The 26,746-nt window shown below is 54.7% G+C and carries 22 protein-coding genes and 1 tRNA gene; 12 read left to right on the forward strand and 11 right to left on the reverse strand.

Going from position 1 to position 26,746, the window contains the following annotated elements:
* Positions 1-120: 120 nt before the first annotated feature.
* From OQH67_RS05870 to OQH67_RS05880, 3 genes are read right to left on the reverse strand one after another with little or no spacing between them, the layout of a single operon-like run.
* Positions 121-888, reverse strand: coding sequence for a succinate dehydrogenase/fumarate reductase iron-sulfur subunit (locus OQH67_RS05870; protein WP_067572315.1), 768 nt, complete (start codon positions 886-888; stop codon positions 121-123).
* 40 nt (positions 889-928) lie between these two features.
* Entirely contained in the window at positions 929-2,887 is a 1,959-nt protein-coding gene (locus OQH67_RS05875) for a fumarate reductase/succinate dehydrogenase flavoprotein subunit (protein WP_067572317.1), read from the reverse strand.
* Positions 2,888-2,907: 20 nt separating this feature from the next.
* Positions 2,908-3,576, reverse strand: a complete 669-nt coding sequence (locus OQH67_RS05880; protein ID WP_167506753.1) for a succinate dehydrogenase cytochrome b subunit — start codon at positions 3,574-3,576, stop codon at positions 2,908-2,910.
* A gap of 233 nt (positions 3,577-3,809) precedes the next feature.
* Here OQH67_RS05880 and OQH67_RS05885 point away from each other — a divergent pair, with 233 nt between their 5' ends.
* Both OQH67_RS05885 and OQH67_RS05890 read left to right on the forward strand, forming a co-directional pair.
* Entirely contained in the window at positions 3,810-4,082 is a 273-nt protein-coding gene (locus OQH67_RS05885) for a hypothetical protein (protein WP_067572321.1), read from the forward strand.
* A gap of 5 nt (positions 4,083-4,087) precedes the next feature.
* The gene (locus OQH67_RS05890) at positions 4,088-4,906 is read left to right on the forward strand and encodes a TatD family hydrolase (RefSeq protein ID WP_215435605.1); all 819 of its coding nucleotides are present in this window, start codon (positions 4,088-4,090) and stop codon (positions 4,904-4,906) included.
* 195 nt (positions 4,907-5,101) lie between these two features.
* On the opposite strand, the gene OQH67_RS05895 is transcribed toward OQH67_RS05890, so the two are convergent.
* The 6 genes from OQH67_RS05895 to OQH67_RS05920 form a co-directional block, all read right to left on the reverse strand.
* Positions 5,102-5,653: an N-acetylmuramoyl-L-alanine amidase gene (locus tag OQH67_RS05895; RefSeq protein ID WP_215435604.1), complete on the reverse strand. Its 552-nt coding sequence runs from the start codon at positions 5,651-5,653 to the stop codon at positions 5,102-5,104.
* Between the two features lie 410 nt (positions 5,654-6,063).
* A complete protein-coding gene (locus OQH67_RS05900; protein WP_215435603.1) occupies positions 6,064-6,783 on the reverse strand; it encodes a PEP-CTERM sorting domain-containing protein in 720 nt (239 codons plus the stop codon).
* Positions 6,784-7,404: 621 nt separating this feature from the next.
* A complete protein-coding gene (locus tag OQH67_RS05905; protein WP_215435602.1) occupies positions 7,405-8,607 on the reverse strand; it encodes a formylglycine-generating enzyme family protein in 1,203 nt (400 codons plus the stop codon).
* A gap of 20 nt (positions 8,608-8,627) precedes the next feature.
* Positions 8,628-9,374 carry a 3-oxoacyl-[acyl-carrier-protein] reductase gene (fabG, locus tag OQH67_RS05910; RefSeq protein ID WP_067572333.1) on the reverse strand — a complete coding sequence of 249 codons (747 nt, stop codon included), beginning with the start codon at positions 9,372-9,374 and terminating at the stop codon, positions 8,628-8,630.
* A 332-nt stretch (positions 9,375-9,706) separates the two neighbouring features.
* The gene (locus OQH67_RS05915) at positions 9,707-10,237 is read right to left on the reverse strand and encodes a hypothetical protein (protein ID WP_215435601.1); all 531 of its coding nucleotides are present in this window, start codon (positions 10,235-10,237) and stop codon (positions 9,707-9,709) included.
* Positions 10,238-10,295: 58 nt separating this feature from the next.
* Positions 10,296-11,906, reverse strand: coding sequence for an ABC-F family ATP-binding cassette domain-containing protein (locus OQH67_RS05920; RefSeq protein WP_215435600.1), 1,611 nt, complete (start codon positions 11,904-11,906; stop codon positions 10,296-10,298).
* Positions 11,907-12,145: 239 nt separating this feature from the next.
* On the opposite strand from OQH67_RS05920, the gene OQH67_RS05925 reads away from it, so the two are divergent.
* Complete coding sequence (locus OQH67_RS05925; protein WP_215435599.1) at positions 12,146-12,745, forward strand: hypothetical protein; 600 nt, start codon at positions 12,146-12,148, stop codon at positions 12,743-12,745.
* 213 nt (positions 12,746-12,958) lie between these two features.
* On the opposite strand, the gene OQH67_RS05930 is transcribed toward OQH67_RS05925, so the two are convergent.
* Both OQH67_RS05930 and hpf read right to left on the reverse strand, forming a co-directional pair.
* A complete protein-coding gene (locus tag OQH67_RS05930) occupies positions 12,959-13,087 on the reverse strand; it encodes a hypothetical protein (RefSeq protein ID WP_257227018.1) in 129 nt (42 codons plus the stop codon).
* Between the two features lie 212 nt (positions 13,088-13,299).
* Complete coding sequence (gene hpf / locus OQH67_RS05935) at positions 13,300-14,118, reverse strand: ribosome hibernation-promoting factor, HPF/YfiA family (RefSeq protein WP_306511719.1); 819 nt, start codon at positions 14,116-14,118, stop codon at positions 13,300-13,302.
* 123 nt (positions 14,119-14,241) lie between these two features.
* Between hpf and OQH67_RS05940 the strand changes: the two genes are divergently transcribed.
* From OQH67_RS05940 to OQH67_RS05980, 9 genes are all read left to right on the forward strand, one after another.
* A tRNA-Met gene (locus OQH67_RS05940) sits at positions 14,242-14,318 on the forward strand.
* A gap of 198 nt (positions 14,319-14,516) precedes the next feature.
* The gene (locus OQH67_RS05945; RefSeq protein ID WP_215435597.1) at positions 14,517-15,929 is read left to right on the forward strand and encodes a sulfatase-like hydrolase/transferase; all 1,413 of its coding nucleotides are present in this window, start codon (positions 14,517-14,519) and stop codon (positions 15,927-15,929) included.
* 533 nt (positions 15,930-16,462) lie between these two features.
* The gene (locus tag OQH67_RS05950) at positions 16,463-17,509 is read left to right on the forward strand and encodes a glycosyltransferase (RefSeq protein ID WP_215437886.1); all 1,047 of its coding nucleotides are present in this window, start codon (positions 16,463-16,465) and stop codon (positions 17,507-17,509) included.
* A 14-nt stretch (positions 17,510-17,523) separates the two neighbouring features.
* Positions 17,524-19,773, forward strand: a complete 2,250-nt coding sequence (locus tag OQH67_RS05955; RefSeq protein ID WP_215711665.1) for an alpha-1,2-fucosyltransferase — start codon at positions 17,524-17,526, stop codon at positions 19,771-19,773.
* A gap of 149 nt (positions 19,774-19,922) precedes the next feature.
* Entirely contained in the window at positions 19,923-20,729 is an 807-nt protein-coding gene (locus tag OQH67_RS05960; RefSeq protein WP_215434266.1) for a sulfotransferase family protein, read from the forward strand.
* A gap of 6 nt (positions 20,730-20,735) precedes the next feature.
* Positions 20,736-21,542 (forward strand): phosphoadenosine phosphosulfate reductase domain-containing protein, encoded by an 807-nt coding sequence (locus tag OQH67_RS05965; protein WP_215434265.1) that lies wholly within the window; start codon positions 20,736-20,738, stop codon positions 21,540-21,542.
* Positions 21,543-21,564: 22 nt separating this feature from the next.
* On the forward strand, positions 21,565-22,278 hold the full coding sequence (locus OQH67_RS05970; protein WP_215434264.1) for a GTP-binding protein: 714 nt from the start codon (positions 21,565-21,567) through the stop codon (positions 22,276-22,278).
* A 175-nt stretch (positions 22,279-22,453) separates the two neighbouring features.
* Positions 22,454-22,624, forward strand: a complete 171-nt coding sequence (locus tag OQH67_RS05975) for a hypothetical protein (protein WP_215434263.1) — start codon at positions 22,454-22,456, stop codon at positions 22,622-22,624.
* A 49-nt stretch (positions 22,625-22,673) separates the two neighbouring features.
* Entirely contained in the window at positions 22,674-26,585 is a 3,912-nt protein-coding gene (locus OQH67_RS05980; RefSeq protein ID WP_215434259.1) for a TIM-barrel domain-containing protein, read from the forward strand.
* The last annotated feature ends 161 nt before the right edge of the window (positions 26,586-26,746 follow it).

Genomic DNA, 26,746 nt, shown 5'->3' on the forward strand with positions numbered 1-26,746 from the left:
CTATTCTCAGTAACCGTCATCGCTGAAAGACGGCGGTGTTTCAAAAGGGATTTAAAAAAACAGGGGCTGTTCCGCTTTTGGCAGAACAGCCCCTTGATGGGGATTTTGCTGAAAGTCCTCTTAGTAGCAGAGGCCTTCCTTGGCATTGGCGCGGATGAAGTCGCGGTTGAGGCGGGCAATGTTGTCCACGCTCACGCCCTTCGGGCAGGCCGCTTCACATTCATACTGGTTCGTGCAGTTACCGAAGCCTTCCGCTTCCATCTGCTTCATCATGGCCAGGACGCGCTTGGTGCGTTCCGGCTGGCCCTGGGGCAGAAGGTTGAGGTGGGCAATCTTGGCGGAGGTGAACAGCATGGCGGAGGCGTTCTTGCAGGAAGCCACGCAGGCGCCGCAGCCGATGCAGGCGGCGGCGTCGAAGGCGGCTTCCGCTTTCACCTTTTCCACGGCGATGTTGTTGGCATTCGGGGCCGCTCCGGTGCGCACGTCGATGTAGCCGCCGGCGGCAATGATGCGGTCCAGGGCGGAACGGTCCACCATCAGGTCCCGCAGGATCGGGAATGCCTTCGCGCGGAAGGGCTCGATCCAGACGGTATCGCCGTCCTTGAACTTGCGCATGTGAAGCTGGCAGGTGGTCACCTGGCGTTCCGGTCCGTGGGGGATGCCGTTGATCGTCAGGGAGCACATACCGCAGATGCCTTCCCGGCAGTCGTGGTCAAAGTGGATGGGCTCCTTGCCTTCCTTCACCAGACCTTCGTTGACGATGTCCAGCATTTCCAGGAAGGAGGCGTCCACCGGGATATCCTTGGCGGCGTAAGTCTCAATGCGGCCCTTGGCATCCTTGTTTTCCTGGCGCCAGACCTTGAGGGTGAGATTGATTGTTTTAGCCATGTGATAATCTTTCTTTTAAGTGTTAATGTAGTGGCTATTTTTACTTGTAGCTGCGGATGGCAAGGTGCACGTTGTCGAAGGTCAGCGGTTCCTTGTGAAGAATCGGCAGTTCGTCCACCCCGGCGTATTCCCAGGCGGCCACATAGGCGTATTCTTCGTCGTTGCGCTTGGCTTCGCCGTCCGGCAGCTGGTATTCCACGCGGAAGTGGGCGCCGCAGGATTCCTGGCGGTTCAGGGCGTCGTAGCAAAGGAGCTGGGCGAATTCCAGGAAGTCCGCTACGCGGCAGGCTTTTTCCAGTTCCGCATTGATGCCTTCCGCCGTGCCCGTAACGAGTACGTTTTCCCAGAATTCCTTCCGGAGCTGCGGGATGCGTTCAATGGCGCGCATGAGGCTTTCTTCCGTGCGGGCCATGCCGCAGTCGTCCCACATGATCAGCCCCAGTTCGCGGTGGAAGGAGTCCACCGTCTTGGTGCCCTTGACGTTGAGCAGCTTGTTGATGCGTTCCTTCACAGCGTCTTCCGCGGCCTTGAATTCCGGAGCGGCCGTAGTGACGGCGCCGGGCTTGGTGGACGTCAGGTAGGTTGGCAGCGTGGCGGGGATGACGAAGTAGCCGTCGGACAGGCCCTGCATCAGGGCGGAAGCGCCCAGGCGGTTGGCGCCGTGGTCGGAGAAGTTGGCTTCACCGAGGACGTGCAGCCCCTTCACGTTGGACATGAGGTTGTAGTCCACCCAGAGGCCGCCCATGGTGTAGTGGGAGGCGGGGTAGATCATCATGGGCGTTTCATGGGGATCGTCGTCCGTGATTTCCTCGTACATGTCAAAGAGGTTGCCGTACTGGCCGTCGATCCATTCCCGGCCCATGCGCTTGATTTCGTCAGCAAAGTCCAGGAATACGCCCTTGCCGGTGATGGCCACGCCGCGGCCGTCGTCGCAGGCCTCCTTGGCGGCGCGGGAGGAAATGTCGCGCGGAGCGAGGTTGCCGAAGGAGGGGTACTTGCGTTCCAGATAGTAATCGCGTTCTTCTTCGGGAACGTCGGAGGGCTTGATTTCCTTCTTGCGGATCTTTTCCGCCGTCTCGCGGGATTTGGGCACCCAGATGCGGCCGCTGTTGCGGAGGGATTCCGACATCAGCGTCAGCTTGGACTGGTAGTCCCCCTTCACCGGAATGCAGGTGGGGTGGATCTGCGTGAAGCAGGGGTTGGCAAAGAATGCGCCGCGCTTGTACGCCTTGTAGGCGGCGGTCACGTTGCAGCCCATGGCGTTGGTGGACAGGAAAAACACGTTGCCGTAGCCGCCCGTGCAGAGCAGCACGGTATCGCCGGCGTAGGACTTGATTTCCCCCGTCACTAGGTCGCGGGTTACGATGCCCTTGGCTTCGCCGTCCACGATGACGAGGTCCATCATTTCATGGCGGGTGAACATTTCAATGTGGCCCTTGGCGATTTCCTTTTCCATGGCCTGGTACGCGCCCAGCAGGAGCTGCTGGCCGGTCTGGCCGCGGGAATAGAAGGTGCGCTTGAGCTGGGCGCCGCCGAAGGAGCGGTTGTCCAGCAGGCCGCCGTATTCGCGGCCGAAGGGAACGCCCTGGGCGACGCATTGGTCAATGATGTTGGAGGATACCTCCGCCAGGCGGTACACGTTGGCTTCGCGGGCGCGGAAGTCGCCGCCCTTCACGGTATCGTAGAACAGGCGGTACACGGAGTCGCCGTCGTTCTGGTAGTTCTTGGCTGCGTTGATGCCGCCCTGGGCCGCGATGGAGTGGGCGCGGCGGGGGCTGTCCTGGTAGCAGAAGCACTTCACGTTGTAGCCGAGTTCGGCCAGAGTCGCAGCGGCGGAACCGCCGGCCAGGCCGGAACCCACGATCAGGACGGTGTACTTGCGCCTGTTGTTCGGGTTGATCAGCTTGGCTTCAAGCTTGTACTTGGACCATTTGTCCTGAATAGGGCCGGAGGGGATATTGGCGTCCGGCATCCAATCGCTTACGGGAAAATTAATCATGTCTTTGCAGTGAGTTGAGGTTATTTGATGATACCCAAAAGAACCGACACCGGCACGGAGATGAAGCCGGCGCAGATCACCACGCCGTAAGCGATGGCGATGAAGTTGTACACGGGGCGGATTTTCCGGGAGTCAAGGCCCACCGTCTGGAAGATGGACTGCACGCCGTGGCGCAGGTGGCTGAAGAGCATCAGGATGGCCAGGATGTAGAACGCAGAGCACCATACGTTGCTGAACCCGTTGACAATCATCCTGTAAACGTCGAATGTCTCCACGTTGCCGTCGGAGATGTAGGCGACGTATTGTGCGGGATCATAGCCGACGCGCAGGGTGTATTGGTAGAGATGGTAGATCAGGAACACCAGGATGGTCAGGCCGGTGTAGATCATGTAGCGGGAGGAGAGCGTCGCCTTGATCGTGTTCTTGAACACATAGGGTTCACGGGCCGCGTTGTTCTCCAGCTTCAGTTGGATGGTCAGCCAGATGTGGATGATGAAGATCACCGCAAGGCCCAGGCGGATGCCCCACAGGGCGGCTTCCGGCATGGAGTGCAGGCCGTGGGCGTATGTGTTGATCCACTCAGGCCCTCCGAAGATGAGGAGGTTGCCTGCCAGGTGTCCCGCAAGGAACAAGACTAAACATAACCCCGTCAGAGCCACAATGATTTTGCGGCCGATGGAGGATGTCACGAATGTACATATGGTTTTTACTAGTGCATTCATAGGCGCTCTAATGAAATAAATGCGTCTCCACAGGATGACGGATTCAGGTTCGGATGGCAAGCCTCTTCTTGAATTCCCGGTGCTTTTCGGATTTTCGCAAAGGCGCGGGAACCCCTTGCAAATCACTAGTTTGGAATAGTTATAAATTTGTTACCCATTCCGGCTTGACTGGGCTTTCCGCACGGGCGTATCGTCACTGCATGAAAAGGAGCAAAAAAGAGGTTCTGGACGCGGACTTTGCCGCGGCGCGTGCGGGCGTGCTGGATGTAGCCGCATTTCTGGACCGTGTGGATAGAGGAGAAGGAGAAGCCGATTTCCGCTACCGGGCATTGCTGGAAGTACTCCCGCTGCTGTCCGTCCCCGGCCCCGGGCGAGCCCGCGCCGTGCTGGAAGCGCTTTCCTGCCGGGATGCCGCCATAGCTGAAACCGCCGCCTCCAAGGCTGCCTGCGGAGCACCGAACCCGAACAAATAACCGTCATGGCTTTCATTGAACCACATATTCACATGGTGTGCCGCACCACGGACGAATACCGCTCCATGGCCCAGGCCGGATGCCTGGCCGTGGGGGAACCCGCCTTCTGGGCCGGGTATGACCGTTCTTCCGTGGACGGGTTCCGAGATTACTTCGTCCAGCTTACGGAATGCGAGCCGGCCAGGGCAGCCAAATTCGGCCTGGATCATTATACCTGGCTGTGCATCAACCCGAAGGAAGCGCAGGACGTAGTCTTTGCGCGGGAAGTGATGAAACTTATTCCCGAGTTCATTGACCGGCCCAATGTCCTGGGCGTCGGGGAAATCGGACTGAACAGGAACACGTCACGGGAACTGGCCATTTTTGAAGAGCATCTGGACCTGGCCATCCGCCTCAACCAGCTTGTCCTGATTCACACTCCCCATCTGGAAGACAAGCTCAAGGGGACCAACATGATTCTGGATGCCCTGAAAAATCGTCCGGAACTGGAGCCGGGCCGGGTATTGATTGATCATTGCGAGGAACACACGTTCCCGCTGGTGAAGGATGCCGGTTACTGGGCAGGCCTGACCCTGTACCCGACCAGCAAGCTCAATCCCAAACGTGCGGCGGATATTCTGGAAATGTACGGAACGGACCGGGTCTGGGCCAATTCGGCGGCGGACTGGGGAGATTCCGATCCTCTGGCGCTGACTGCTCTGGCCTGCGAACTTTACGGGCGCGGTTTTTCCCGGCCGGAAGTGGATCGCCTTCTTTTGTCCAATCCGGAGGCGTTCATGAGCCAATCTCCCAAGTTCCGGAAGGTGTCCGCCCGGCTGGGTTAGGGAAAATTTCCGTTCCCCCTGTCCCTGCCTGGAAACAGGGCAGGGGGGAATAGCGGCATTTACCCGTTTCTGAAAACGGGAGGGAAGCGGTGGAAATGAGCTATCAGCAGGGTTGCTGTAGTGCCCGGCGGCTCTGTCTGCCGGGTCCGGAAAACTCTAAGACTTTCCGTTAGCGCAGAAAAAGAAGGATGCCGGTCAAGGCTTCCACTCGTTGATGGCACGGGCGACTTCCACACAAAATTCGCGGACGCGGTTTTGGAGCCGTTCATTGTCCTGCGGGTTGGAAGCGGCGAAGGCCGGTTCCACCAGAACGGCGGGCATTCTGGTTTTGGCGAAGTAGGAAACGGCTCGTGCGCTGTGTCTGTTGACCGGTTTTAATCCCCGGTTTTTCAGTTCCAGAACTTTCACCATGGCATCGTTTACCAGCGCGGCTGCCAGTTTGCCTTTGGGAGAACTTTCCCAGTACAGGGTCTCCGTGCCGGTGGCGGCGGGAGAATCCGCGCTGTTGAAATGGAATTCAATGGCCAGGTCCGCTCCGGTGCTGTTGCAGGCCGCGGCCGCATGTCCCGGAGTGGTGCCTCCGGCATCGAAACGGTTGACAATGGGCGCCTGGTGCCCCATCTGCTGAAGTTCCTCCTGCAGCAGGGGCAAATGATGCTTCCAGAAAGAATATTCGGAATATTTTTTATCATATGTTTCCGCTCCTCCGTCTTTTGGGGAGTGGCCGATGGATAAGGCAATTTTCATGGCGATGTGTTGTCGGGATTGTTAATTGAGCCGGGCTCCTTGGACCCATGAATGACAGACTAGGATAAAGACGGCGGGAAATCAATGTGCGTAACACGTTTTGAAGATATTGCCGCCGGAGCGGAAGCCCTTCAGGAGGAAATTTTTCCGTTAAAGATACCGCAGGAATAAACGGACGGTATGAAAAGAAAAATTCCGCTTTTCTGGTTCAGGAAACGCCTGGGAATGTACCGCGGCATTTGGAAATGTGCGGAACGGAAGAAGAGCAGCTGTGCATGAATGCAAACAGTACCGGAAAAGAATACCCTTCAGTATCGCCTGCCTTGCGTAAACATTTTTAGAGATGAAAAAAGGACTGCCCCGTATTTGGCGGAGCAGTCCCGAAAGAAAGATTAAAAAGGATGGAAAGCCTATGCTCTGCGGCGGCGCATCATCAGGGCGGCCAGTCCCAGCAGGCTCAGGGAAGCAGTGGCGGGTTCCGGAACGCTTGCTATTTCAGCCATGAGCTGGCCTATCTGCTCTTGTGAAAGCGCGGAATCATGCACATAGAGCTGTTCAATGGCGTCCGCCATTCCCGCGTTAATCAGGAGCTGGGTGATATCCACATTGCCGAATTTCAGAGCACCAGCAGTATAATAGGCGGACTCGTCCCCCAGATAAATGCGGGTTCCGGATTCTCCGGTAACCACGGAAATGGTCAGCGTGCCTTCCGTACCCAGGGTTGTCGTCGTAGGGCCGCCGGAATAGGCTCCATTGTTCCACAATCCCTGCAAGGTGCGGTTTGAATTGAGGCCCACACCCCAGCTCGTACTTCCGCCTTTGGCGTTGAACAGAGCGGTGTAGCTTTCAGGGGTATTGAGTTTTGACAAATCCAGGACCATGGAAACGGTCATGTTGTTGCGCGTGCCGGAACCGGAAACGGGCGTGCTGAATTTGACGTCGGGACCGGACAGGAGCAAGTTGTCGCCACTTGTGGTGATTGTGACGGAGTCCCGCTGGGTGCCGAAATCGGCAATGCGGGAATCAAAATCGGAATATCCCACGATCGACTGATCCAGAAGAGTAGTGGCTGCGGAGGCGGCTACGCTGAGACCTGCCGTAAGCATTAGAATGGACAATGTTTTCTTCATGGCTGGCTTTAAGAAGGGTTGCTTGTTTCCTGCCTACATAACGGTTTTGGAATCCGCCAACAACCAAAAATATTAACTGTCAATATTATGTTTACATAAAAAATTAACATTCATTGGCTTGTTGTAGAACTGGTTCTTTCTTTCAGAGGGCTTGTTATCCCTCGTTTTACATAGATTTCATAATTTCTTCAGTCTGCATGAAAAACAGGCCGGATTCCAAATTCGCATGAGTGAATTTCAAATGCGTTATTTCATCTGGAACAGCAGGAACAGTATGAAGAAAATATTGATCAACCTGCTGATATTAAAGGGACGGAGTTCTTGATAAAATCAAGAGATGGTCATTCCTTTTTATGGAAACCTGTGGGAAACGGCTTTGGAATCTGCCACGGCAGCTTTGAATCTTCCAGATCCGGCTGCGCTGCTGATGCCTTGCCGCAGCGTGCATGAACGCTCCATTGATGGATTATCCTTCAGCCCCGGATTGTTGATCCGAAAGCCAGGCAAGGATAAGGTACCGGATAGGCCATTATTCCATAAACGAGTCGGAGGAATATGTTGGAGCACTCCGGATGTGCAGTCATTCGCCGATTGAAGCGGCGGTGCACGGAGAAGAGTTGCCTATGGTTCCCCTTTGGAAAAATTCCAGAGGCGGTGCATGGTGATCACGTCCGGAATGTGCAGGGGGCGTACCACGCGGAAGCCGATCATTCCGCCGTCCGTCAGGTACCAGATGCTTTTGGGGTTCTGCGGGTCCTGCCGGTTCCAGGCAGGCGTGCTGGCGCGGCGTGCGGCGCTCCGCAGGCGGTCCGGATCATCTTCCCATGAACCGCCCCGGACGATGTGGGGCGTTCCGGGACGGATGACAAGCGGGTCTTTCACGGAACTCCCGGCTCTTTTTCCGTAAGCGTCAGGTACGTAGGAATCCAGAACCCATTCCGCCACGTTTCCATGCATGTCGCGCAGGCCCCAGGCATTCGGTTCCCTGGTTCCCGTTCGCTGGTAGCGGTCGTTGGAGTTGTCCCAATACCATGCGTACCGGTCCAGCCGGTCTTCTCCACTGCCGTAGCAATAAGCGCCGGAATTTCCGGCGCGGGCGGCGTATTCCCATTCCGCTTCCGTGGGAAGACGGTAGTAATGCCCCGTCTGGGCGCTCAGCCATTCGCAGAATTTGCTGGCGGCGTGATGGGACATGGAAATGGCCGGTATGCCGTGTTCATAGCCGTGGCCCATGCCCAGGTTCATGGCGGTATAGGGCGCCGTGGGCTGCGTAACGGCATCCCAGAGCTCGTCGTCCGGCTGCTCTTCCAGCAGCTGGCCGTCTTTGGCACGCGGGCGTCCGTTTTCCATGAAGGCAGTATAAAGCTCCCAGGGGATTTCCATTTCCGAGATCCAGAAGGGAGAAATGCTCACTTCATGCTGCGGGCCTTCGTCCGGCTTGCGGTGGGGTTCGTCCTCCGGGCTTCCCATCAGGAAGGAGCCCCCCGGAATGGCAATCATGCGCAGGGAAGCTCCCGCCGCGGGCACGGCCTCCGTATAGGATTCAAACCGGGCCGGCGTTCCCGTTGATTCAATCAGTTGATGAATTTGGCGCGTGGTTCCCACCAGTTCTGGAGAAGGCAGGTCGTCGGGGATGGGAAGTGCCGGTCCCGCGGCGCGTTCCAGTTCCCGTTTTTGCAGAGCGGAGCGGCTTTCCCCCCACTGGCGCGCGCCGGTAATGCGCGCGGCATCTTCCGTGGCCGGCCTGGGGCCGCCGTCATCCCGGCACCCTGTCAGCAGGGCGCCTCCTCCGAGGAGGCAGGAAACAAGGAAAATGCCGCGCATGGAAAAGTGATATCCGGACCTTACATCGTCATGCCGCCGTCGCAGGTGATGACCTGTCCGGTGATATAGCGGGCATCGTCGGAGGCAAGGAAAGCGGTAAGGGAGGCGATGTCATTCGGCTCTCCAAGGGAACCCAGAGGAATCTTCTTGAGCATTTCCTCCTTGATCTTTTCCGGGATGGCGTCCGTCATGTCCGTGGCGATGAAGCCGGGCGCAATGGCGTTGCTCGTCACTTTACGGCTGGCGAATTCCTGGGCAAGGGACTTGGTAAAGCCGATGAGGCCTGCCTTGGAGGCGGCGTAGTTGGCCTGTCCCATGTTGCCCGTGAGGCCTACGACGGAACTCATGTTGATGATGCGGCCCGCAGGGGATTTCATCAGAACGCGCTGGAAGGCCTTCACCATGTTGAAGGCGCTTTTCAGGTTGGTGGCCATGACGGAATCCCAGTCTTCCTCCTTCATGCGGAGCATCAGGGTGTCGCGCGTAATTCCGGCGTTATTCACCAGAATGTCGATCTGCGGAAAGTTTGCCAGGATGGCCGCCGCGGTTTCCTGAACCGCGTCGTAATCCGCCACGTCACAGGGATAGGCCGTGCATGAACCGGGGAATTCCTTGTTGATTTCTTCCGCGGCTCCTCCGCAGCTGGACGCACTGCGGCTGATCAGGATGACCGTGGCTCCTTCCGAAGCGAAGCGCCGGGCAATGGCGTTGCCGATGCCGCGGCCTGCGCCGGTGACGATTGCTGTTTTACCTGCTAATTGTTGCATGCTGCCTTCAGTAAACCCGTTTTCCGCCTATCCGGCAAGCTTGAAATGGAGCGGAATAAGAAGCTGAACCCGGTGTTTCCGTTTCTCTCAGGGTAGGCTGTCCCTTGCTCGCCTCCCTTGCCTAATCACGCCGTAGATTCAAAACACGATAATCCTTCCATCCGTCGTAACCGTGTAACGGATAGTCTGCCCCTTGGCTAGGACTTTTGGCTGTCAACCGCGCTGCCAGGGTCAATGTTACCCAGGCAGACAGGTCCGCTTGAACCGTATTTCCGTGACTGGCCTTTTGATGAGGACGGCCGTTTTCCGGGCAACGCGGAAGATGCGGGGTGTTATTCCTCTTCCTGCTCGTCCCCTCCGGCGGCAGGCCCTCCCTCTTCTTCGTCCTGCTCAATGAATTCGCTGAATTCGTCCGAATTATTCATCACATCTTTCAGGGCGGTGGAGTTGTAAAAATCAGCTTTCACCAGGCGCTTGCCTTCCTGTTTGCAGCTTTCTTCCAGCCTTTTTCCACGTTCTTCCATCTTTTCCAACAATTCGAATGCCTTTTCCTGTTCCGCGTCGTTGAGTTTGTTCATGATATCCTGGAAATGCTTGATGTCTTTCTGAATGCCTTCCAGGGTTTTGGCGGCTTTGTCTGCGCTTTCCTTGTCCTGCGCTGCGGCCAGGGTCTGCTGTATGTTGATCAGCAGGGAAAAAGACTGATTAACGAGTGAATCGACCGAAGGGATGGACTCCTTTCCGGTGGCAGTTGCAGCCGGGGTGGATGTCGGCGGAGCCTGGGAAGCGGCAGGGGTATCAGCCAGCAGGGGTGCGGCGGACAGAAGGGCGAAACTTAAGACGGGAATGGAAAAAGTCTTCATTTACTCTTTGTAAGGCAGGGAGGAACGCGGAGCAAGGAGAAAAGAAGACGTACGGGGACTATTCCGCCGTAATGCCGCCCTTCTCGTCGTCCAGAATCCCGGATTTCTCCAGGTAATAATCGTACCCGCCTGCATAGGTGGTGATGGTTCCCCGGTTGACGTGCAGGGTCTTTTCCGCCAGGGAGCGGATAAAGTGCACGTCGTGGGAGATGAAGACCAGCGTGCCTTCATAATGCTTCAGAGCCTGGACGAGGGCCTCCACGGAAAGGAGGTCCAGGTGGGTGGTCGGTTCGTCCATCAACAGGAGGTTGGGAGGGTCCACCAGGAATTTGACCAGGCTGAGGCGCGATTTTTCTCCCCCGGAGAGCACGCTGACGCGTTTCTCCACATCCAGGCGGCGGAACAGGAAGGAACCCAGGATGGAACGCGCTTCCTCCTCCCGGATTTCCGCATTGCACTTCATGATTTCCTCCAGAACGGTATTCTCCGGATTCAGGTTTTCCGTGCGGGCCTGGGAAAAGTACCCGATGCGCGTTGTGGTGCCGGGAATGCGCTTGCCGGAGTCTATGGGGATGATGCCGGCGAGAATTTTCAGCAGGGTGGATTTGCCCGCACCGTTGGGGCCCACCAGTACGGTCCTTTCCCCTCTTTCCACCAGCAGATCCAGGTTTTCATAGACCTTGTGGTCGCCGTAGGACTGGCACACCTTTTCCAGCTCAATCACTTTCTGCGTACTGCGCGGCGGCTGGGGGAAGTTGAACTTGAATACCTTTCTGCGTGCTACCGGCTTTTGGATGACTTTCATCTTTTCCAGCTGCTTGATGCGGCTCTGCACCTGACCCGCCTTGGAGTTGATGGAGCGGAAACGGTCAATGAACTCCTGAATGTGCGCAATTTCCTTCTGCTGGTTGCGGTAGGCGGCCTGGAGCTGTTCAAAGCGGACATCCCTTTGCTTCAGGAAATCCGTGTAATTGCCGCGGTACTCCACCAATTCCTCGTTGTCGATGTCGTACACGCTCTCCACCAGCTCGTCCATGAAATCCCGGTCGTGGGAAATCATCAGGATGGCGCCGGGATAATTTTTCAGGTAGCGCTGGAGCCAGAGCAGGGAAAGAAGGTCCAGATGGTTGGTGGGTTCGTCCAGCATCAGCAGGTCCGGCTCCAGAACCAGCAGTTTGGCTAGATAGGCGCGCATGATCCATCCGCCGGACATTTCCCGCGCGGGACGGTGAAAATCGCTTTCCCGGAAGGCAAGCCCTTTGAGAATCTTCTTGGCCTTGGGCTCCAGCTGGTAGCCGTTGGCGGCATTGAACGTGTCAATTGCTTCCGCGTACTCCGGCGTGTCCGTTTTATTGGCATTCTCGCTCATCCGGATGACATGGATTGCCCGTTCCATTTCAGGCGTGATACCCATCGCTATTTCCAGCACGGTCTCGTCCTTCGGTTCGCTGGCCTCCTGGGGCAGATAGCCCACAATGGCATATTCGTCCAGGCTGATGGAACCTTCGTCCGGCGTATCTTCCCGGAGAATCATGCGGAACAAGGTGGATTTGCCTGCGCCATTGGGTCCCACCAGGGCGACTCTTTCTCCCCAATTGATGGTCATTTCCGTTTCTCTGAAAAGGGTGCGTCCGGCGTGGGCTTTCGTAAGTTTTTTAATGGTCAGCATGGTGGAAGAAGGGGCGCATTCTACCGGTCAGACGCGAAGAAGGCAAGAGCGGCCAGGCTGTTGCCGGGAATTTTAAAAGCTTTGCTGGATTTTCCCGCGCAGTTTGATAGCCTTGCCGCGCTATGCCAGCCATGCACACATTCAGGCTTTTTCTTGCTGCCGTACTTTTGGGCGGTTGGAGTTCCTGCTGCACTCCACCTGATGAAGATTATGTGCAACAACCTTATGCACAGCATCAGATGTCCCGTCTTAAGGAATCCTTCCTGGCCTTGCTGCCGGAAAATCAGGCTTCCCGTCCGGCGGCGCAGGAGGAAGCCAAATGGCTGGCTGATACGGCGGTAGCGCAGTCAGCCTCCATCGCCCGGAAAAACAAGGTAGTGCTGTTCGGCTGGCTGAACAATATTCTGGTGAATTCCAATTTGAGAGACCGTGGCCTCTGCTGGGAAGTTCAGCAGGACCTCTACCGGGATTTACGCCGCCGTCCGGTCAAGTATTTCCGCGTAGGGCTGGCTATCCGGGACCGCGGGACGGGGCGCGAACACAGTTGCGTGTACATCAATGCGGCCGGAAAAGGGCTGAAGGATTCCCTGGTGCTGGATGCCTGGAAAAACTGCGGCTACCTGGTTGTACTGACCCAGGAGGACAGGGAAGGCGACAAATGGGAGGAAGACTGGCGGGAGCCTTACGTCTCCTCCGCGTATCCGGAGGGCCATTCCTATGACATGCAGTACCATCTCGTCTGGCCCGGCTGGACTCGCAAGCGCAACATGTTCCAGAGAATGCAGGCCCAGAAGGAGGCTCCTGAACCCGCTGCTGCCGGGTCAGCTTCCGGAAATTGACGGAATTGTCCGTGCATATCCGACAACCTGCGGTGAAACCGCGGAAAGCTGCCGTTTTTCCAGCCGGCGGCAAATTTATTCCATGGACGGAAGGGCGGCCATTTTTAAATGGGAGGAAACGTCTTCCGGGAAAATAAAAACGCACTCAGTGCGTACACCGAGTGCGGATTAAATGATAATTTGCTAAGTAGCAGGGCGCGCCCTGCAGCAAACTTACTTCTTCATGGGCTGGACGACCGTAGTGGTGGTCTGCACAGGCTGCTGTTGCTGCTGCTGCTGCTGGGAGCAGGAAGCAACCAGGCAAGCTGCGCCGGCGATGGCGAGGATAGCGATGTTCTTCATAATTCGAATTAAATTACAGTGTTTATTAACTACTGGAACCTCCGCATCCACGGAGGTTTGCTGGGACCAATGTAAATGGTGGCAAGTAGAAATCAAGAGATTTTCTTGTTCCATGTCACGGCATTACAGAAAAGGGCAGGACTCCCTCATAAGGAATCCCGCCCTGTGCCGCATGGTACGGAAAACGTCCGTATCCGGCCGGCGGCTTCACTCTATAAAGTAGTGCCGAGCTCAATAATGGAGTAATCCCCGTCCGGCCTTCTGTACACGATCTGGAGAACGTCGCGCCGCGCGTTGCGGTACAGCACGAAAGGCTTGTCGGAAAGCTCCAGTTCCATAATGGCCTCTTCCTTGTAGAGTTTCTTAAGATTGTAGCTTTCGCGGTGAATCAGCATCGGTTCCGGGTCTTCCTTGGAATCTTCCGGGTAATCGAGTACGGAATCGTCATACACGGTTTCATCCAGCTTGCGGATGGTTTCCTGATGATGAGGGCGGAATTTCTTCATCAGGCGTGTTTTGTGCTTCCGCATGCGACGCATGATCTTGGTGATCGTTTCGTCGATGCAGGCGTACATGTCCGCTCCCTCCGTGGAAGCGTCAATGGTGATGTGGTCCGAGCAGAACAGGATAACCTCGGAAATCATGCGGTCGCGTTGCACATCAAGTAAGACTTTAACCTCCATAATGCGCGGGAAATCCAGACGGATCCCTTCAATCTTTTTCGTTACGAATTCCCGGATCGCGTCGGTTACTTCCACATGGCGCCCCGTGATCGTAATAGGTGTATTTACGTTTACCTTTTGCATTGTCGTACCTCTTTCTATTGATGTTGATTGCGGAACCCTGTCCGCACCTTTCAAGATATACAGATTTGACAATGTTTGTCGAGGAATCCTTTCTTTTTTTCCGCCCGTGATGTCGGAAGCCATCTGTTCCTCCTTCTGTTTGCAAGGCCCGTTCTTTGCGCCTAGCGGTTGTTTTCCAGTCTGCGGCGCGGGTGAGCCCTGGCACGGAGCGAAAAAAGGAAGCATGTGGAGGCGCTGCGGACCTTTGTCATGCGGCAGGAAATATTAAAAATTTTATATAAAAAAACTTGACATCCTGCAAAAATAGACTATAAAGATTCCGCACTCCTCTACGGATGCCCTCCAAATCGCGGGATGGAGCAGCCAGGTAGCTCGTCAGGCTCATAACCTGAAGGTCGCAGGTTCAAATCCTGCTCCCGTAACCAATTTCAAAAACCCTGCAAGTCAAAACCTTGCAGGGTTTTATTTGGACCAAAATCTTGGTTTTCTCCCTTCGAATATTTTCAAGGGAAATAAAAATTGTCGCTGCTGCGTGAAAGAAATTCCGGGTATAATTAGGTATATTTGAAAAAGTTTGTTAAATATCCCCTGCTTTTGAAATACACCGGATGAATAAACTGAATATGAAAGTTTCAATCTCTCTTTTTCTTGTCGTTCTTTTTTCAGTCTGCGCACCGGGACTTCGGGCGGAAAAAGGGAAAGAGTCCCAGCCTCCCAACCTCGTGGTATTGTTGGCGGATGATCTCGGTTACGGTGATTTGGGTTGTACGGGCTCTCTCCAGATACCTACGCCCAACATTGATAATCTGGCTAAACAGGGTGTATTCTGTTCCCGGGCCTATGTGTCCGCCCCGATGTGCGCCCCATCGAGAATGGCGCTGCTGACGGGAAGATTTCCCAAAAGATATGGCATCACGACGAATCCTAATTCAAAGATCGACTATCTCCCGGAATCCCATTACGGGCTGCCCCAGACGGAAAAATGTCTTCCCCAGTATCTTGCCGAATTTGGTTACAACAGCGCCGTGATCGGCAAATGGCACTTGGGACATACGGAGGGATACCAGCCCACCGACCGCGGTTTCGATGCCTGGTGGGGTTTTCTTGGAGGTTCCCGATATTATTTTCCCAATCGGCCGGAAAAAAAGGGGCTGAACCCGTCGAAGATTGTATCCAATTATACGGAGGAAACGCAGGTAAGCTATCTGACGGACGATATCGCACGCGAATGTATCCGCTTCATACGGAAACAGAAGGAAGCGGGGAAGCCATTCTTCCTCTATGCTTCGTTCAACGCCCCCCATGCCCCCTTGGAAGCGTTGCCGGAGGATTTGGAACGCTTCAAGCATATCAAGTCCAAGAACCGCCGGACCTATTGCGCCATGGTGCATGCTCTTGACAGGGCCATGGGGCGTATTTTGACAGCTTTGGATGAGACAGGACTGGCACGCAATACGGTCGTTGTCTTTTTGTCCGATAACGGAGGTGAACCTAATATTCCCACTTGCAATGCTCCTTTCAAAGGAGAAAAACGCATGCATTTTGAAGGCGGCGTTCGCGTGCCCATGATTGTCCGCTATCCTGCCGATTCCCGGATCAGGCCTGGTTCCGTTTGTGAGCAGGTCATTTCCGCCGTCGACGTGCTTCCTACGATGCTTGCGGAAAACGGGGCATCCATTCCCGAAAACCTGGATGGCATGAACATGCTGCCGCTGCTCGCCGCGAAGGAAAACAAAGTGCCGCGGACGCTTTACTGGTGCACGGATTATACTTCCGCCATACTGGATGGAGATGAGAAATACCTGCTCGTGCCCGACCGGGCTCCCCAGTTATATAATGTCGTGAAAGATTATCAGGAAATGAACGACCTTTATCCTCAGCACATGGAAAAGGCGGCTCCTCTGGCCCGCAAACTGGGTACTTATCTGACGACGACACCCGCCTCCCGCTTTCCGGATACCATTTCCTGGTCTTCCGGTTTGATGCGGCAATACGACCATGCGCGCCCGGCCGTCCAGCCCGGTGCAAATAAGTAATTTTTCTATTCCGTACATTCGCTGAGGTTCCCGGAGAGGTCATGTCTGCCGGATTGTTTCAGAGTAGATGCGTGTTTCGGCATCCTCAGGGTTGACGAGTGTTTGGATGCCTGGTCTTTTGCCGGAAGGCTATCCCCCGGCTTGAAGCATGGCTGTCTTTCTTCCAGCCGGGGAACGCAGTGGTTTCTTTGAGTAAAGACTGCCATACGTGTTTGGGATTCCTGCTGCTGCCATCCTTTAAAAAGACCTGCAAGTTGACATCTTGCAGGTCTTTTTTCTCGAACAGGGTAATTGAGGAAATACCCGGAATATCAGGGAAAGCCTTCCAGGGAAGTCCCTTGATGGCCTGTAAAAGAAATTCTTCACGCTCCTTCCATGATGCGCTGCCTTTTCCCGGTTCTTGCGTTGCATATGATTGAAACAGAAGAAAGAAGTGGCATGTAACTCCGTCGTATCATATCCAAACTTGTCCATTGCCAGGATAAAAGTTTGCGTGCTAGCGTCGCTCAGTGAATCCACTTGAGAATTAACCCATGAGCACCTCCTTAAAGAAAATCTATGTCAACGGCTTCCCCAGCCTCTACGGTGGAGCGGGAACCGAACTCCACCACCAGATCCTGGTCTGGAAACACATGGACATTGACGTCCACATCATCCCCACCAACGACGGCTTCCAAAACGAAATCCTCTATCTGGACATGGTCAGGCTGGGCGTCCATATCCACGCTCCCAACGACTGGTCCGTTCTGGAAGAAGGCGATGCCATCATCGGATTCTGCAACGGCGAATACCTGGAAAACCTCCCCGCCATCCGCCAAAAAACCAGGCGCACCATCTTCGTCAACTGCATGACCTGGCTCTTCAACAAGGAAAAGGAACTCATGAAGCAGGGGCTCATTGCCATGTTCCTCTACCAGAACGAAGAAGTCAGGCAGAAAAACATGCCCCTGCTCAAGCGCTGCAACGACGACCCCTCCATTGCGTTCATGACCTTCAAGCCCTACTTCCACAACGACTCCTTCCCCTTCATCGCCGAGAGAAGCGGGGAATACTTCGGCTGCGGGCGCATCTCCCGGCAGGACGCGGACAAATTCGCCGCCAACACGCTCCACATCTACGAATACTTCGTCTCCCCCCTCTTCAAGCGTGGCCTGTTTCTGGGCTTCGACCAGAGGAGCCGGGAGAAAATCGGAGAACCCTACGGGTGGATACGCACGGCGCGCGACCAGAGGGAGGTGAGCCAGCAGGACTTCTACAAGCACTGTGAAATAGTGCTTCAGCCCACGGACACGACGGAAAACTGGCCGAGAGTGGGCTTTGAGGCCATGGCCAGCGGAAGCGTACTGGTGGTGGACAACCGCGGAGGTTGGCGCCAGATGGTGGAGCACGGCAAAACCGGATGGCTGTGCGACCATGAAAGGGACTTCATCTACTACGCCAGCAAGATGGCCTACGAACCGAACCTGAGGAGGGACATGGCGGAGGCGGCTCGGGAGCGCGGTATGGAGCTGGGGGGGCTGGAATCGTCGGTAGCCAGCTGGGAGGAAATCTTTGAAGCGGTGGAACAGCTTCCTGCCTAGAAAGGAGAAAAGACATGAAAAAGCAAGTGAAGATACTGGTAGGAATCTGCTCGTGCCAGCGGATGAAGGAAAAGAGGGATGCGGTGAGGGAGACGTGGCTGAGGCATCCGGCGGATGGGATAGAATGCGTGTTCTTCGTGGGAGGAAAGGAAGGAGTGGAAGAGGAAAGGAGGGATACGGTGGTGCTGGACACAGCGGACGGCTACAACGAGCTTCCGGGGAAGGTGAAATCTTTCTTTGTGTATGCGCTGGAGAACTACGACTTTGAGTGGTTGTTCAAGTGCGATGACGACACGTATGTGGACTTGGGACGTTTGGAATCCCTGGTTGATGATGAGTATGACCTGATCGGGGATGTGCTGGTATCGACGCGCAACTCACCGAGTGGAGGAGCGGGTTATTTTCTGAAGAGAAGCATGGTGGAGAAGCTTGTGGAGGCGCCCGGTTTTCCTGACTGCGGAGCGGAAGACCTGATCGTGGGTGAACTGGCAGGAAGGCTGGGAGGCCGGATGAAGTCAACCGGCCGTCTTTACACGAGCAATGTTCATTATCCGTATAAGGACAACGACATGGTGACGGCGCACTGGTGTACGCCCGCCATTCTGCGTGCCCTGCATGAATTCAACTACTCACGGCCGGATGTGGTGGGGGATGCCTGCCATCCTCAATGGAAGGATGAACTGCATTTTTATGCCAGTGGAGTATTCCGCCGCAAATCTTCCGGCTGTTATGGGTGGTGGAGTATGGGCAGCCAGGGAGAGCTGATACTGAAATGGCTCGTCTGGCCCATGGAACAACTACTGCCTCAGCATGGAAAATATGTGGGGTCATCCATCACAATTCAATTCCGTATCGGAATGATGCCCTTGGAACAATGGCGTCAGGAACATGGGAGCAATGCCGGATTTCCGCATTCGCCCAAATTGTATGTCCATCTTGGCTGCGGAGATCGGCGTTTAAGCGGCTGGCTGAATCTGGATGTTCCCAATTATGATATATCCCGCCCTCTGCCTTGGGAAAATGAATCTGTAGATGCTTATTATTTGGAACATGTCATTGACAAGGTAAGCTCGGAGAAAGTCTGCGGCTTCTTTTTTGAGGCGTTTCGCTCCCTGAAGCCCGGCGGCATGTTGAGACTTGCATTCCGGGATGTGCTGTCTCTGGCGGGGACCGTTACCCCTGCATTCCGCCGGTATATGAAAAACAAGTATCCGGACACGTTCATCCCTTCCAATGAAGTGGGGGCCATCCTGGCATTCTACAGGCAAAAATCCTTGTGGACGGTTGATTTACTGACGGAAATACTGAAATCCGCAGGTTTTGAAGTGGAGGTTCTGGATCCGGGCGTGTCGGAGCATACCCACTTGCAGTCGCTGGAACGTCGTTCCGACCGGGATGAACATCCTTTCGATCTGCTGGGAACTGTTTGCATGGAGGCGAAAAAGCCGGCATACAGAACCCAAGTCAGACAGGCCCCCGCCGATTTCCGTGTCCTTTCCACGGATAAGTGGAATGATTGCGTGGCTCCTTTCTTCACGAATTGTACACGCACGGGGAACCACCTTTTCCAGATTGCCGCTATTTACGCTCACGCCCTCCGCCATGGGCTTGAATGCAGAATCCCTTGGAAACGGAAGGAAGAAACCGTGAAGTTGAGGGCGTGGCTGGGGGACTCCTGTTCATGCTGTCCTGAAGGGGGATACGAGTTTCCCGTTGTTTACAAGGAGCCGTGTTTTTCCTATCGCGCCATTCCCGGCATGATTCGGAAGGGAGCCATAAAAGGTTATTTTCAGAGTGAAAAATATTTTGAGGAATATGGAAACGAAATACGCTCCCTCTTCGGGAATTTAATCGCTCCCATCCGAGAGGGAAGGGCGGGTGTCCATTTAAGGATGGGCGATTACCTCCATCTGACCTCCCTCTACCATACTCCGGATGTGCCCTTCCTGAATGAAGCGCTTGCAAGGCTGTCCGGCAATATCAGCAAGCTGGTCATTTTCTCCGACTCTCCGGGACTTGCCCGTAAACTAATGGATAATGTTCCTGAGGCCCGGCGTTTTGAAATAGTGATGGATGAACATGAAACGCTGGGCGCCCTTCGGGAATTGACATCCATGCAGGAACTCGTTCTTTCCTGTTCCTCCTTCTCCTGGTGGGGAGCTTATTTGGGAGATCAGGACAAAGTCTTTATCCAGAAGGAGTGGTTTGCAGGTAAAATTACGGATTATCAGGATGTCTATCGGAACAAATGGATAAAAATTTAAGTTTCAGCACCTTAATATAATAATATGAAACTTGGAATCAATTCACCATGAATACAAAAACAAAACGAAACATACGCGTTATTCATTCGCGATGGCAGGGAAACTGCCGCATAGAGGGGCTCCGGCTTTTCCGCGAACAAGGGAACGACATGGCTATCATTACGGAAGGGGACGGAGAAGACCCCCGTGCCCTGTTCTGGCCCGGATACGAAAGTGTCGAACTGCTCATCTACAACCCGGCTACCGATGAGTATTTTGCAACGGGGGCGGCGGGGCAGTGGCAGTCCCGGCATTGTGCTGCAAGCGTAACCGGTGCGAAATATGTTCTTCACGAACCGAGCAGAACATTGATGTACCTGATCCCCAAAAACGCGTGCAGTACGCAAATGGGAACCGTGCTTCACGAATTGGGATTCAGGCCCGCAGCGGGCAGCCCGTCGAGGGTTTGGAACGGCAATGCCTACAGTCACTGCCTGAACAATGAGGACTACGATGCGGACAAATTCGGGAAATACACTCATCTGGTCGTTTTCCGCGATCCTGTCGAAAGGTTTGTCAACCTCGCCAATTATGCCTGGTGCATCAACCGGGGAATGTTTTCTCCCTTCACTTCATCCTGCAAAAGCAAAAGGCAGCTGCTGGACACCATGCATCTGCTTGTCCGGATGAATGAAGCCAATCATCCCGGCAGATTTGAGCAGCATCTTGAAGGGCAGGCCTGGTATTACGACCATTGCCCCCGCATTGACACGGTGGTCCGCGTTGAAGACCTGACCGACTATATGAAAACCGTCATGAACGTGGAGCCGTACAACTGCAATGTGGACGGCAAATACGAACTGACGCGCGACGATTTGACAGAGGAAGACATCGCCAGGATCAGGGAAAACTGGGCCGGTGATTTCCTGCTTGAAGAACGCTTCAAGGAACTTTTCTGGATTAACCCTACGAAATAACAAACCATGACTGACTGGATAGAAAAAACGCACAGAATCATTGAAACGGCTCTTTCCAAGGCAAAGCGCCCGGCCGTCCTCTGCTCCTACGGCAAAGACAGCATCGTCCTGCTGGATTTGCTCCGGCAGCACGTCAACCTGGACCGGCTGAGGGTCATTCACGTCGATACGACCTTTGAATTTCCGCAGCTTTATGCCTACAAGAAAAGCATTATCAAGGAATTCGGCATTGGTTCCGGTGATCTCACCGTGACCAATACGGCTGCCCTCAATTCCGGGATGAACTATGAAAACACGCCTGTTTTCGAAGTGACGGCTGCCCTCAAGACGGAACCCCTCAAGCAGGTTATCCGTGATGAAGCAATCGACTTCCTGTTCACGGGAATCCGCCGGGACGAAGAAGGTTCTCGGGCCAAGGAACGCTACTTCTCCTACCGGGACGCCCAGGGCGTTTATGAACCGTCGGACAACAATCCGGAATTCCACCCCTTTGAAGGAGTCAATATTTCCTCTCCGGAAAAAGGGCATTACCGGGTCAATACCCTGTTGGACTGGACGGAACTGGACATCTGGCAATATACCCTGGAACACAAACTTCCCCTGTGCCCCCTTTACCTTGCAGTTGACGGCAAACGCTACCGTTCCCTCGGGTGCATGCCTGTAACCACTCCGGTTGATTCCGGGGCGGATACCATTGAAAAAATCATTGATGAAGTAGCCGTGACTCTGGTTCCGGAACGCGCCAGCAGGGCGCGCCAGGACGAAGCCGTGCCGCATTGCATGGAAATGCTCCGCCGCAACGGTTTTTGCTGATTCATCCCCCACATTCAAACATATGAAATCAAAAGCCACAATAGCCGTATGCGGCCTGATGGACAGTGGAAAATCCACGCTCATCAAGAGCCTTCTCCGGAAGAACACCGGACGCGTGATTGAACCGGATGCCCTCTGCATTGAACAGGCCACGGGCCGTACGATCACGGGGACCCGCATCGCCTGCCCCGTCAATGACCATACCGATCTGGTCTTCTGTGACTGCCCCGGGCATCTGGAATACCTTCCGGAAATCGTGTCGGGGCTGTGCGCCTCCAGGGGATATATCCTGATCATTGATGAAAATCGGAGGGAACAGTCGGAAGCCTACCAGCGGAAGCTGGGAGAAATTGCCGCCGCCATCGGCGTGGAAAACATCGCCGTGGTCCACAGCCATTCCATGGAGGAACAGACAGAGCAAATCCATTATGATACGGAACAGCCTTCCTTTGATGCCGCCATGGATCGGCTGCTGGAAATCATGGACCGTTTTCTCCGGAAGGAGCATCAGGTTCCGCCAGACGAATCCCGCGTCGTATGGTTTGATTCCCTGGACGGAACGGCCCGGTACGTTCTATATGACTCCGCGGGTCATGCTCTGGACTGGTCCCATGAAGGCAGCCATGATCCGGGGGACTGTTCTCCCATTGACGGCTTGCCGCCTTCCCTCTCCGGCCGTTTTCTCGTCTGCCGCGCCAAAAAGGGAAATATCGTGGGCGTGGGATGCGCCGCCTGAAACATTCGGGAATAACCTGCATGCCGTCGGTTCTTGGTGAAAGAGCCGGCGGCATGCCGCATTTTGCGGCGCTCTTCAATATAATGTCCGGATTTTCTATTACATTGACCAGGAAGGGCGTTGTGAAATAATTCAAAAGCGGATTTGGCCGGACGGAATGCAGGCAGGGGAAAGTATGAAAAAAGCGCAGGAAACCGCCGGTATATCTGGCAACTGGAAAATGCCGGAGCACCTGACTCTTTTTTGTATGATTCAATACACATGCGATGTCGCGGGCACAGCCTGTACAGGAAACCGCATGGTGGAAAAAAAGGGGATGCCATTCACCTTTGGATTGATTATTTGAGTTCATTTTGAGACGGTGTTCCGGCTGACGTGATAAAAATGATATGATAATGGGAAAATCAACTGACAGCGGCATGCTGAGGAAAACGGTGTTACTGACCTGCGGCCTATCTCTCTTCTTCTCCGGCTTTGCCTTTTCCGCCCAGAGCGGTCCGCAGGAAGGGTCGCAGTCCCCGATGGTGGAGAATGCCAGGAAAATCAATCCTTCAGCAGTCGAGGTGCTGCTCGGGAAAGACCACCGGATGACCTTCGACTTTTACGGGGACAACATCTTCCGCCTTTTCCGCGACGATTCGGGAGGAATTATCCGGGATCCGAAGGCGGAGCCCGAAGCTAAAATACTGGTCGACCAGCCCAGGAAGCCCGTTTCCAGACTGGATGTCGGCACCGAAGGGGATACGGTCACGATCACCACGGGAAAAATCAGGGTGGAAATTGACAAGAAGACTTCCCTCATCAAAATCGTTGACTTGAAAACCGAAGCCGTGGCTGTTGAGCAGGCGGCTCCCGTCCTCTTTGAAAAAGGCAAAACCACCCTGTCCCTGAAAACGGGGCCGGAGGAATACTTCTACGGAGGAGGCGTGCAGAACGGCCGCTTCTCGCACAAGGGAAAAGTAATTTCCATTGAAAACCAGAACAGTTGGACGGACGGAGGCGTAGCCTCCCCCACTCCCTTCTACTGGTCCACGAACGGCTACGGCCTTCTGTGGCATACGTTCAAGAAGGGGCAGTATGACTTTGGCGCCAAAGAAAAAGGCACCGTCAATCTCAGCCATGATGAAAACTATCTGGATGTCTTCTTCATGGTTGACGACGGAGCGGTCAACCTGCTGAGAAAGTTTTACCAATTGACGGGAAATCCCGTGCTGCTGCCCAAATTCGCCTTCTACCAGGGTCATCTGAATGCCTACAACAGGGACTACTGGAAGGAAGATGAAAAAGGCATCCTGTTTGAAGACGGCAAGAGATACAAGGAAAGCCAGAAGGACAACGGGGGAATCAGGGAATCCCTGAACGGAGAGCTGGACAACTACCAGTTTTCCGCCCGCGCCGTGATCGACCGTTACAAGGCCCATGACATGCCGCTGGGCTGGCTCCTCCCGAACGACGGCTACGGCGCCGGGTACGGACAGACGGATACTCTGGACGGGAACATTGCAAACTTGAAAAGCCTGGCAGACTACGCTCTGAAAAACGGGGTGGAAATAGGCTTGTGGACCCAGTCGGACCTGCACCCCAAACCGGAGATAAGCGCCCTTTTGCAGCGTGACATCGTCAAGGAAGTCAGGGATGCCGGGGTGCGCGTATTGAAAACGGACGTCGCCTGGGTCGGAGCCGGCTATTCCTTCGGCCTGAACGGCATTACGGATGTTGCCCAGATCATGACCTATTACGGGAACAACAGCCGCCCGTTCATCATCTCCCTGGACGGCTGGGCCGGGACCCAGCGTTATGCCGGCATCTGGACGGGCGACCAGACGGGCGGAGCGTGGGAATACATCCGTTTCCATATTCCTACCTACATCGGCTCCGGCCTCTCCGGCCAGCCGAACATCTGTTCGGACATGGACGGCATCTTCGGCGGGAAAAATCCCGCGGTCAACATCCGCGATTTCCAATGGAAAACCTTCACCCCCATGGAACTCAACATGGACGGATGGGGAGCCAATGAAAAATATCCCCATGTATTCGGGGAACCCGCCACCTCCATCAACCGGTGGTATCTGAAGCTCAAATCGGAACTGATGCCTTACGCCTACAGCATTGCGGAAGAATCCGTCAGCGGAATGCCCATGGTCCGGGCCATGTTCCTGGAATATCCCAATCCCTATACCTTGGGCAAGGCAACGCAATACCAGTTCCTCTTCGGCCCCTATTTCCTGGTGGCTCCCGTCTATCAGGATACGAACGCGGACAAGGAGGGCAACGACGTGCGCCACGGCATTTACCTGCCGGAAGGCCAGTGGATCGACTACTTCACGGGCGACCTGTACGAAGGGGGTAAAATCTACAACTGTTTTGACGCCCCCGTCTGGAAATTGCCCGTCTTCGTGAAAAACGGGGCTATCATTCCCATGACGGGCCCGAACAACAACGTGTCGGAAATAAATCCGAACCACAGGATATATGAAATTTACCCCCATGGCCGCACTTCCTTCACCACGTACGACGACGACGGCGTAACGGAGGAATACCGTCAGGGCAGGGGCGTCAAAACCCGGATTGAATCGGCCCTTGACGGCAGTAATAACGTCACCGTCACCGTTCATCCGTCGGTTGGCGACTTCAACGGATTCGACAAGAAAAAGTCGACGGAATTCCGTATCAACGTGACACGGAAGCCGGACAAGGTTTCCGCCCGGATTGGCAAGGATAATCTGGAACTGGCGGAAGCGGCGTCCAAAGACGACTTCCTGTCCGGGGAAAACGTTTATTTCTACGACGCCGCTCCCAACCTGAACAAATTCGCCACGAAGGGAAGCGACTTTGAAAAGAAGGTGATTTCCAAGAACCCGCAGCTTTTGGTGAAACTGACCGCGACGGACGTCACGGCAAATCCCGTGGTGCTTTCCGTGGAAGGCTTCCAGTTCCAGCCTGCCGAAAAATACCGTCTTTCATCCGGTCCTCTTTCCGCTCCTGCGAATGCCGGGGTCACGGAAGAAAACACGACGGCCTACACGCTGAAACCCACTTGGAATGCAGCAGCCAATGCGGACTACTATGAAATTGAGTTCGGCGGCATGCTGTACACCACCATCAAGGGAACGGAATTCCTGTTCGAGGACCTGGAAGCCGAAACCCCCTACTCCTTCAAACTGCGCGCCGTCAACCGCGACGGCCATTCGGACTGGACGGCCTTTAATGCCAAAACGCAGGCTAATCCGCTTGAATTTGCCATTGAGGGAATTGTCGGTGAAACGACTGCGGAAAACCAGGGCAATTCCCTGACCAAGCTGTTTGACTTCAAGGAAAAGGATGCCTGGCACACGAAATATGGTGCGAATGCCCTCCCGTTTGATCTGGTCATGGATCTGAAAACGATCAACAAGATTGAAAAATTCCATTACGTCCCCCGTGAAGACGCCGGGAACGGCACCCTTCTGAAAGGTACCGTCTTCTACAGCATGGACAAGGAAAACTGGACGAAGGCCGGAACCTTCCAGTGGGACAAGAACAACGAAGTGAAAATCTTCGGGTTCAAGGACGCTCCCACCGCCCGCTACATTAAGCTGAATATAACCGAAGGCGTGGGAGGATACGGTTCAGGACGGGAAATCTACGTCTTCAAGGTACCGGGAACGGAAAGCTACCTTCCGGGCGATATCAACAATGACGGCAAGATCGACAGGAACGACCTTACCTCCTACATCAACTACACGGGATTGAGGAAAGGGGATTCCGACTTCGAGGGCTATATCAGCAATGGGGACATCAACAGGAACGGCCTTATTGACGCTTATGACATCTCCGTCGTGGCCACCCAGCTGGAAGATGACTCCGACCAGCCGCAGGAGGATGCCGGCCAGGATAAGGGGGATGCCGAAGAGAAGAAGGACGCAACCGAGAAAAAGAAAGAGGAACTGGGCGGAAAACTTCTGATCAGTGCGGACAAAAAGAGATACGCCAAGGGAGACATCGCCAAGGTTACCGTCAAGGGCCAAAAGCTTAGTCTGGTGAATGCCTTGAGCTTTGCCCTCCCGTATGATCCCAAGGATTATGAATTCGTGGGTGTGGAGGTCAAGGACATGAATAAGATGGAAAACCTGACGAACGACAGGCTCCATACGAGTGGAGACAAGGCCTTGTATCCCACCTTTGTCAACATCGGCGACAAGGAGCCGGTGGAAGGAACCAAGGAACTCTTTGTGTTGAAATTCAAGGCCAGAAGAGATGTCAAATTTGATTTAAAACTCAAGGACGGCATGCTGGTGGACAAAAAACTGAATACCAAAAAATTGTAAAAACCCCTATTTTCACGGCCCCGTTTTCCGGTTGAATGATTGCCGGAAGACGGGGCCGTATTGTTTTTGCCGGCAGAGCATCATGACGGCGGAGAACCCTGCATGATGCGGATTGCCGCCGCTCCCGTCATTTCTGAGACCAATGGACAGCTTTTTCTAAG

The sequence above is a fragment of the Akkermansia biwaensis genome, assembly GCF_026072915.1.
GTDB lineage: Bacteria > Verrucomicrobiota > Verrucomicrobiia > Verrucomicrobiales > Akkermansiaceae > Akkermansia > Akkermansia biwaensis.

What these genes read in the sequence shown, in the direction of transcription:
- OQH67_RS05870 (WP_067572315.1), bottom strand. Translation starts at nt 888, where the DNA reads ATGGCTAAAACAATCAATCTCACCCTCAAGGTCTGGCGCCAGGAAAAC.
- OQH67_RS05875 (WP_067572317.1), bottom strand. Translation starts at nt 2,887, where the DNA reads ATGATTAATTTTCCCGTAAGCGATTGGATGCCGGACGCCAATATCCCC.
- OQH67_RS05885 (WP_067572321.1), top strand. Translation starts at nt 3,810, where the DNA reads ATGAAAAGGAGCAAAAAAGAGGTTCTGGACGCGGACTTTGCCGCGGCG.
- OQH67_RS05890 (WP_215435605.1), top strand. Translation starts at nt 4,088, where the DNA reads ATGGCTTTCATTGAACCACATATTCACATGGTGTGCCGCACCACGGAC.
- OQH67_RS05895 (WP_215435604.1), bottom strand. Translation starts at nt 5,653, where the DNA reads ATGAAAATTGCCTTATCCATCGGCCACTCCCCAAAAGACGGAGGAGCG.
- OQH67_RS05900 (WP_215435603.1), bottom strand. Translation starts at nt 6,783, where the DNA reads ATGAAGAAAACATTGTCCATTCTAATGCTTACGGCAGGTCTCAGCGTA.
- OQH67_RS05905 (WP_215435602.1), bottom strand. Translation starts at nt 8,607, where the DNA reads ATGCGCGGCATTTTCCTTGTTTCCTGCCTCCTCGGAGGAGGCGCCCTG.
- fabG (WP_067572333.1), bottom strand. Translation starts at nt 9,374, where the DNA reads ATGCAACAATTAGCAGGTAAAACAGCAATCGTCACCGGCGCAGGCCGC.
- OQH67_RS05915 (WP_215435601.1), bottom strand. Translation starts at nt 10,237, where the DNA reads ATGAAGACTTTTTCCATTCCCGTCTTAAGTTTCGCCCTTCTGTCCGCC.
- OQH67_RS05920 (WP_215435600.1), bottom strand. Translation starts at nt 11,906, where the DNA reads ATGCTGACCATTAAAAAACTTACGAAAGCCCACGCCGGACGCACCCTT.
- OQH67_RS05925 (WP_215435599.1), top strand. Translation starts at nt 12,146, where the DNA reads ATGTCCCGTCTTAAGGAATCCTTCCTGGCCTTGCTGCCGGAAAATCAG.
- OQH67_RS05930 (WP_257227018.1), bottom strand. Translation starts at nt 13,087, where the DNA reads ATGAAGAACATCGCTATCCTCGCCATCGCCGGCGCAGCTTGCCTGGTT.
- hpf (WP_306511719.1), bottom strand. Translation starts at nt 14,118, where the DNA reads ATGCTTCCTTTTTTCGCTCCGTGCCAGGGCTCACCCGCGCCGCAGACT.
- OQH67_RS05945 (WP_215435597.1), top strand. Translation starts at nt 14,517, where the DNA reads ATGAAAGTTTCAATCTCTCTTTTTCTTGTCGTTCTTTTTTCAGTCTGC.
- OQH67_RS05950 (WP_215437886.1), top strand. Translation starts at nt 16,463, where the DNA reads ATGAGCACCTCCTTAAAGAAAATCTATGTCAACGGCTTCCCCAGCCTC.
- OQH67_RS05955 (WP_215711665.1), top strand. Translation starts at nt 17,524, where the DNA reads ATGAAAAAGCAAGTGAAGATACTGGTAGGAATCTGCTCGTGCCAGCGG.
- OQH67_RS05960 (WP_215434266.1), top strand. Translation starts at nt 19,923, where the DNA reads ATGGCTATCATTACGGAAGGGGACGGAGAAGACCCCCGTGCCCTGTTC.
- OQH67_RS05965 (WP_215434265.1), top strand. Translation starts at nt 20,736, where the DNA reads ATGACTGACTGGATAGAAAAAACGCACAGAATCATTGAAACGGCTCTT.
- OQH67_RS05970 (WP_215434264.1), top strand. Translation starts at nt 21,565, where the DNA reads ATGAAATCAAAAGCCACAATAGCCGTATGCGGCCTGATGGACAGTGGA.
- OQH67_RS05975 (WP_215434263.1), top strand. Translation starts at nt 22,454, where the DNA reads ATGAAAAAAGCGCAGGAAACCGCCGGTATATCTGGCAACTGGAAAATG.
- OQH67_RS05980 (WP_215434259.1), top strand. Translation starts at nt 22,674, where the DNA reads ATGGGAAAATCAACTGACAGCGGCATGCTGAGGAAAACGGTGTTACTG.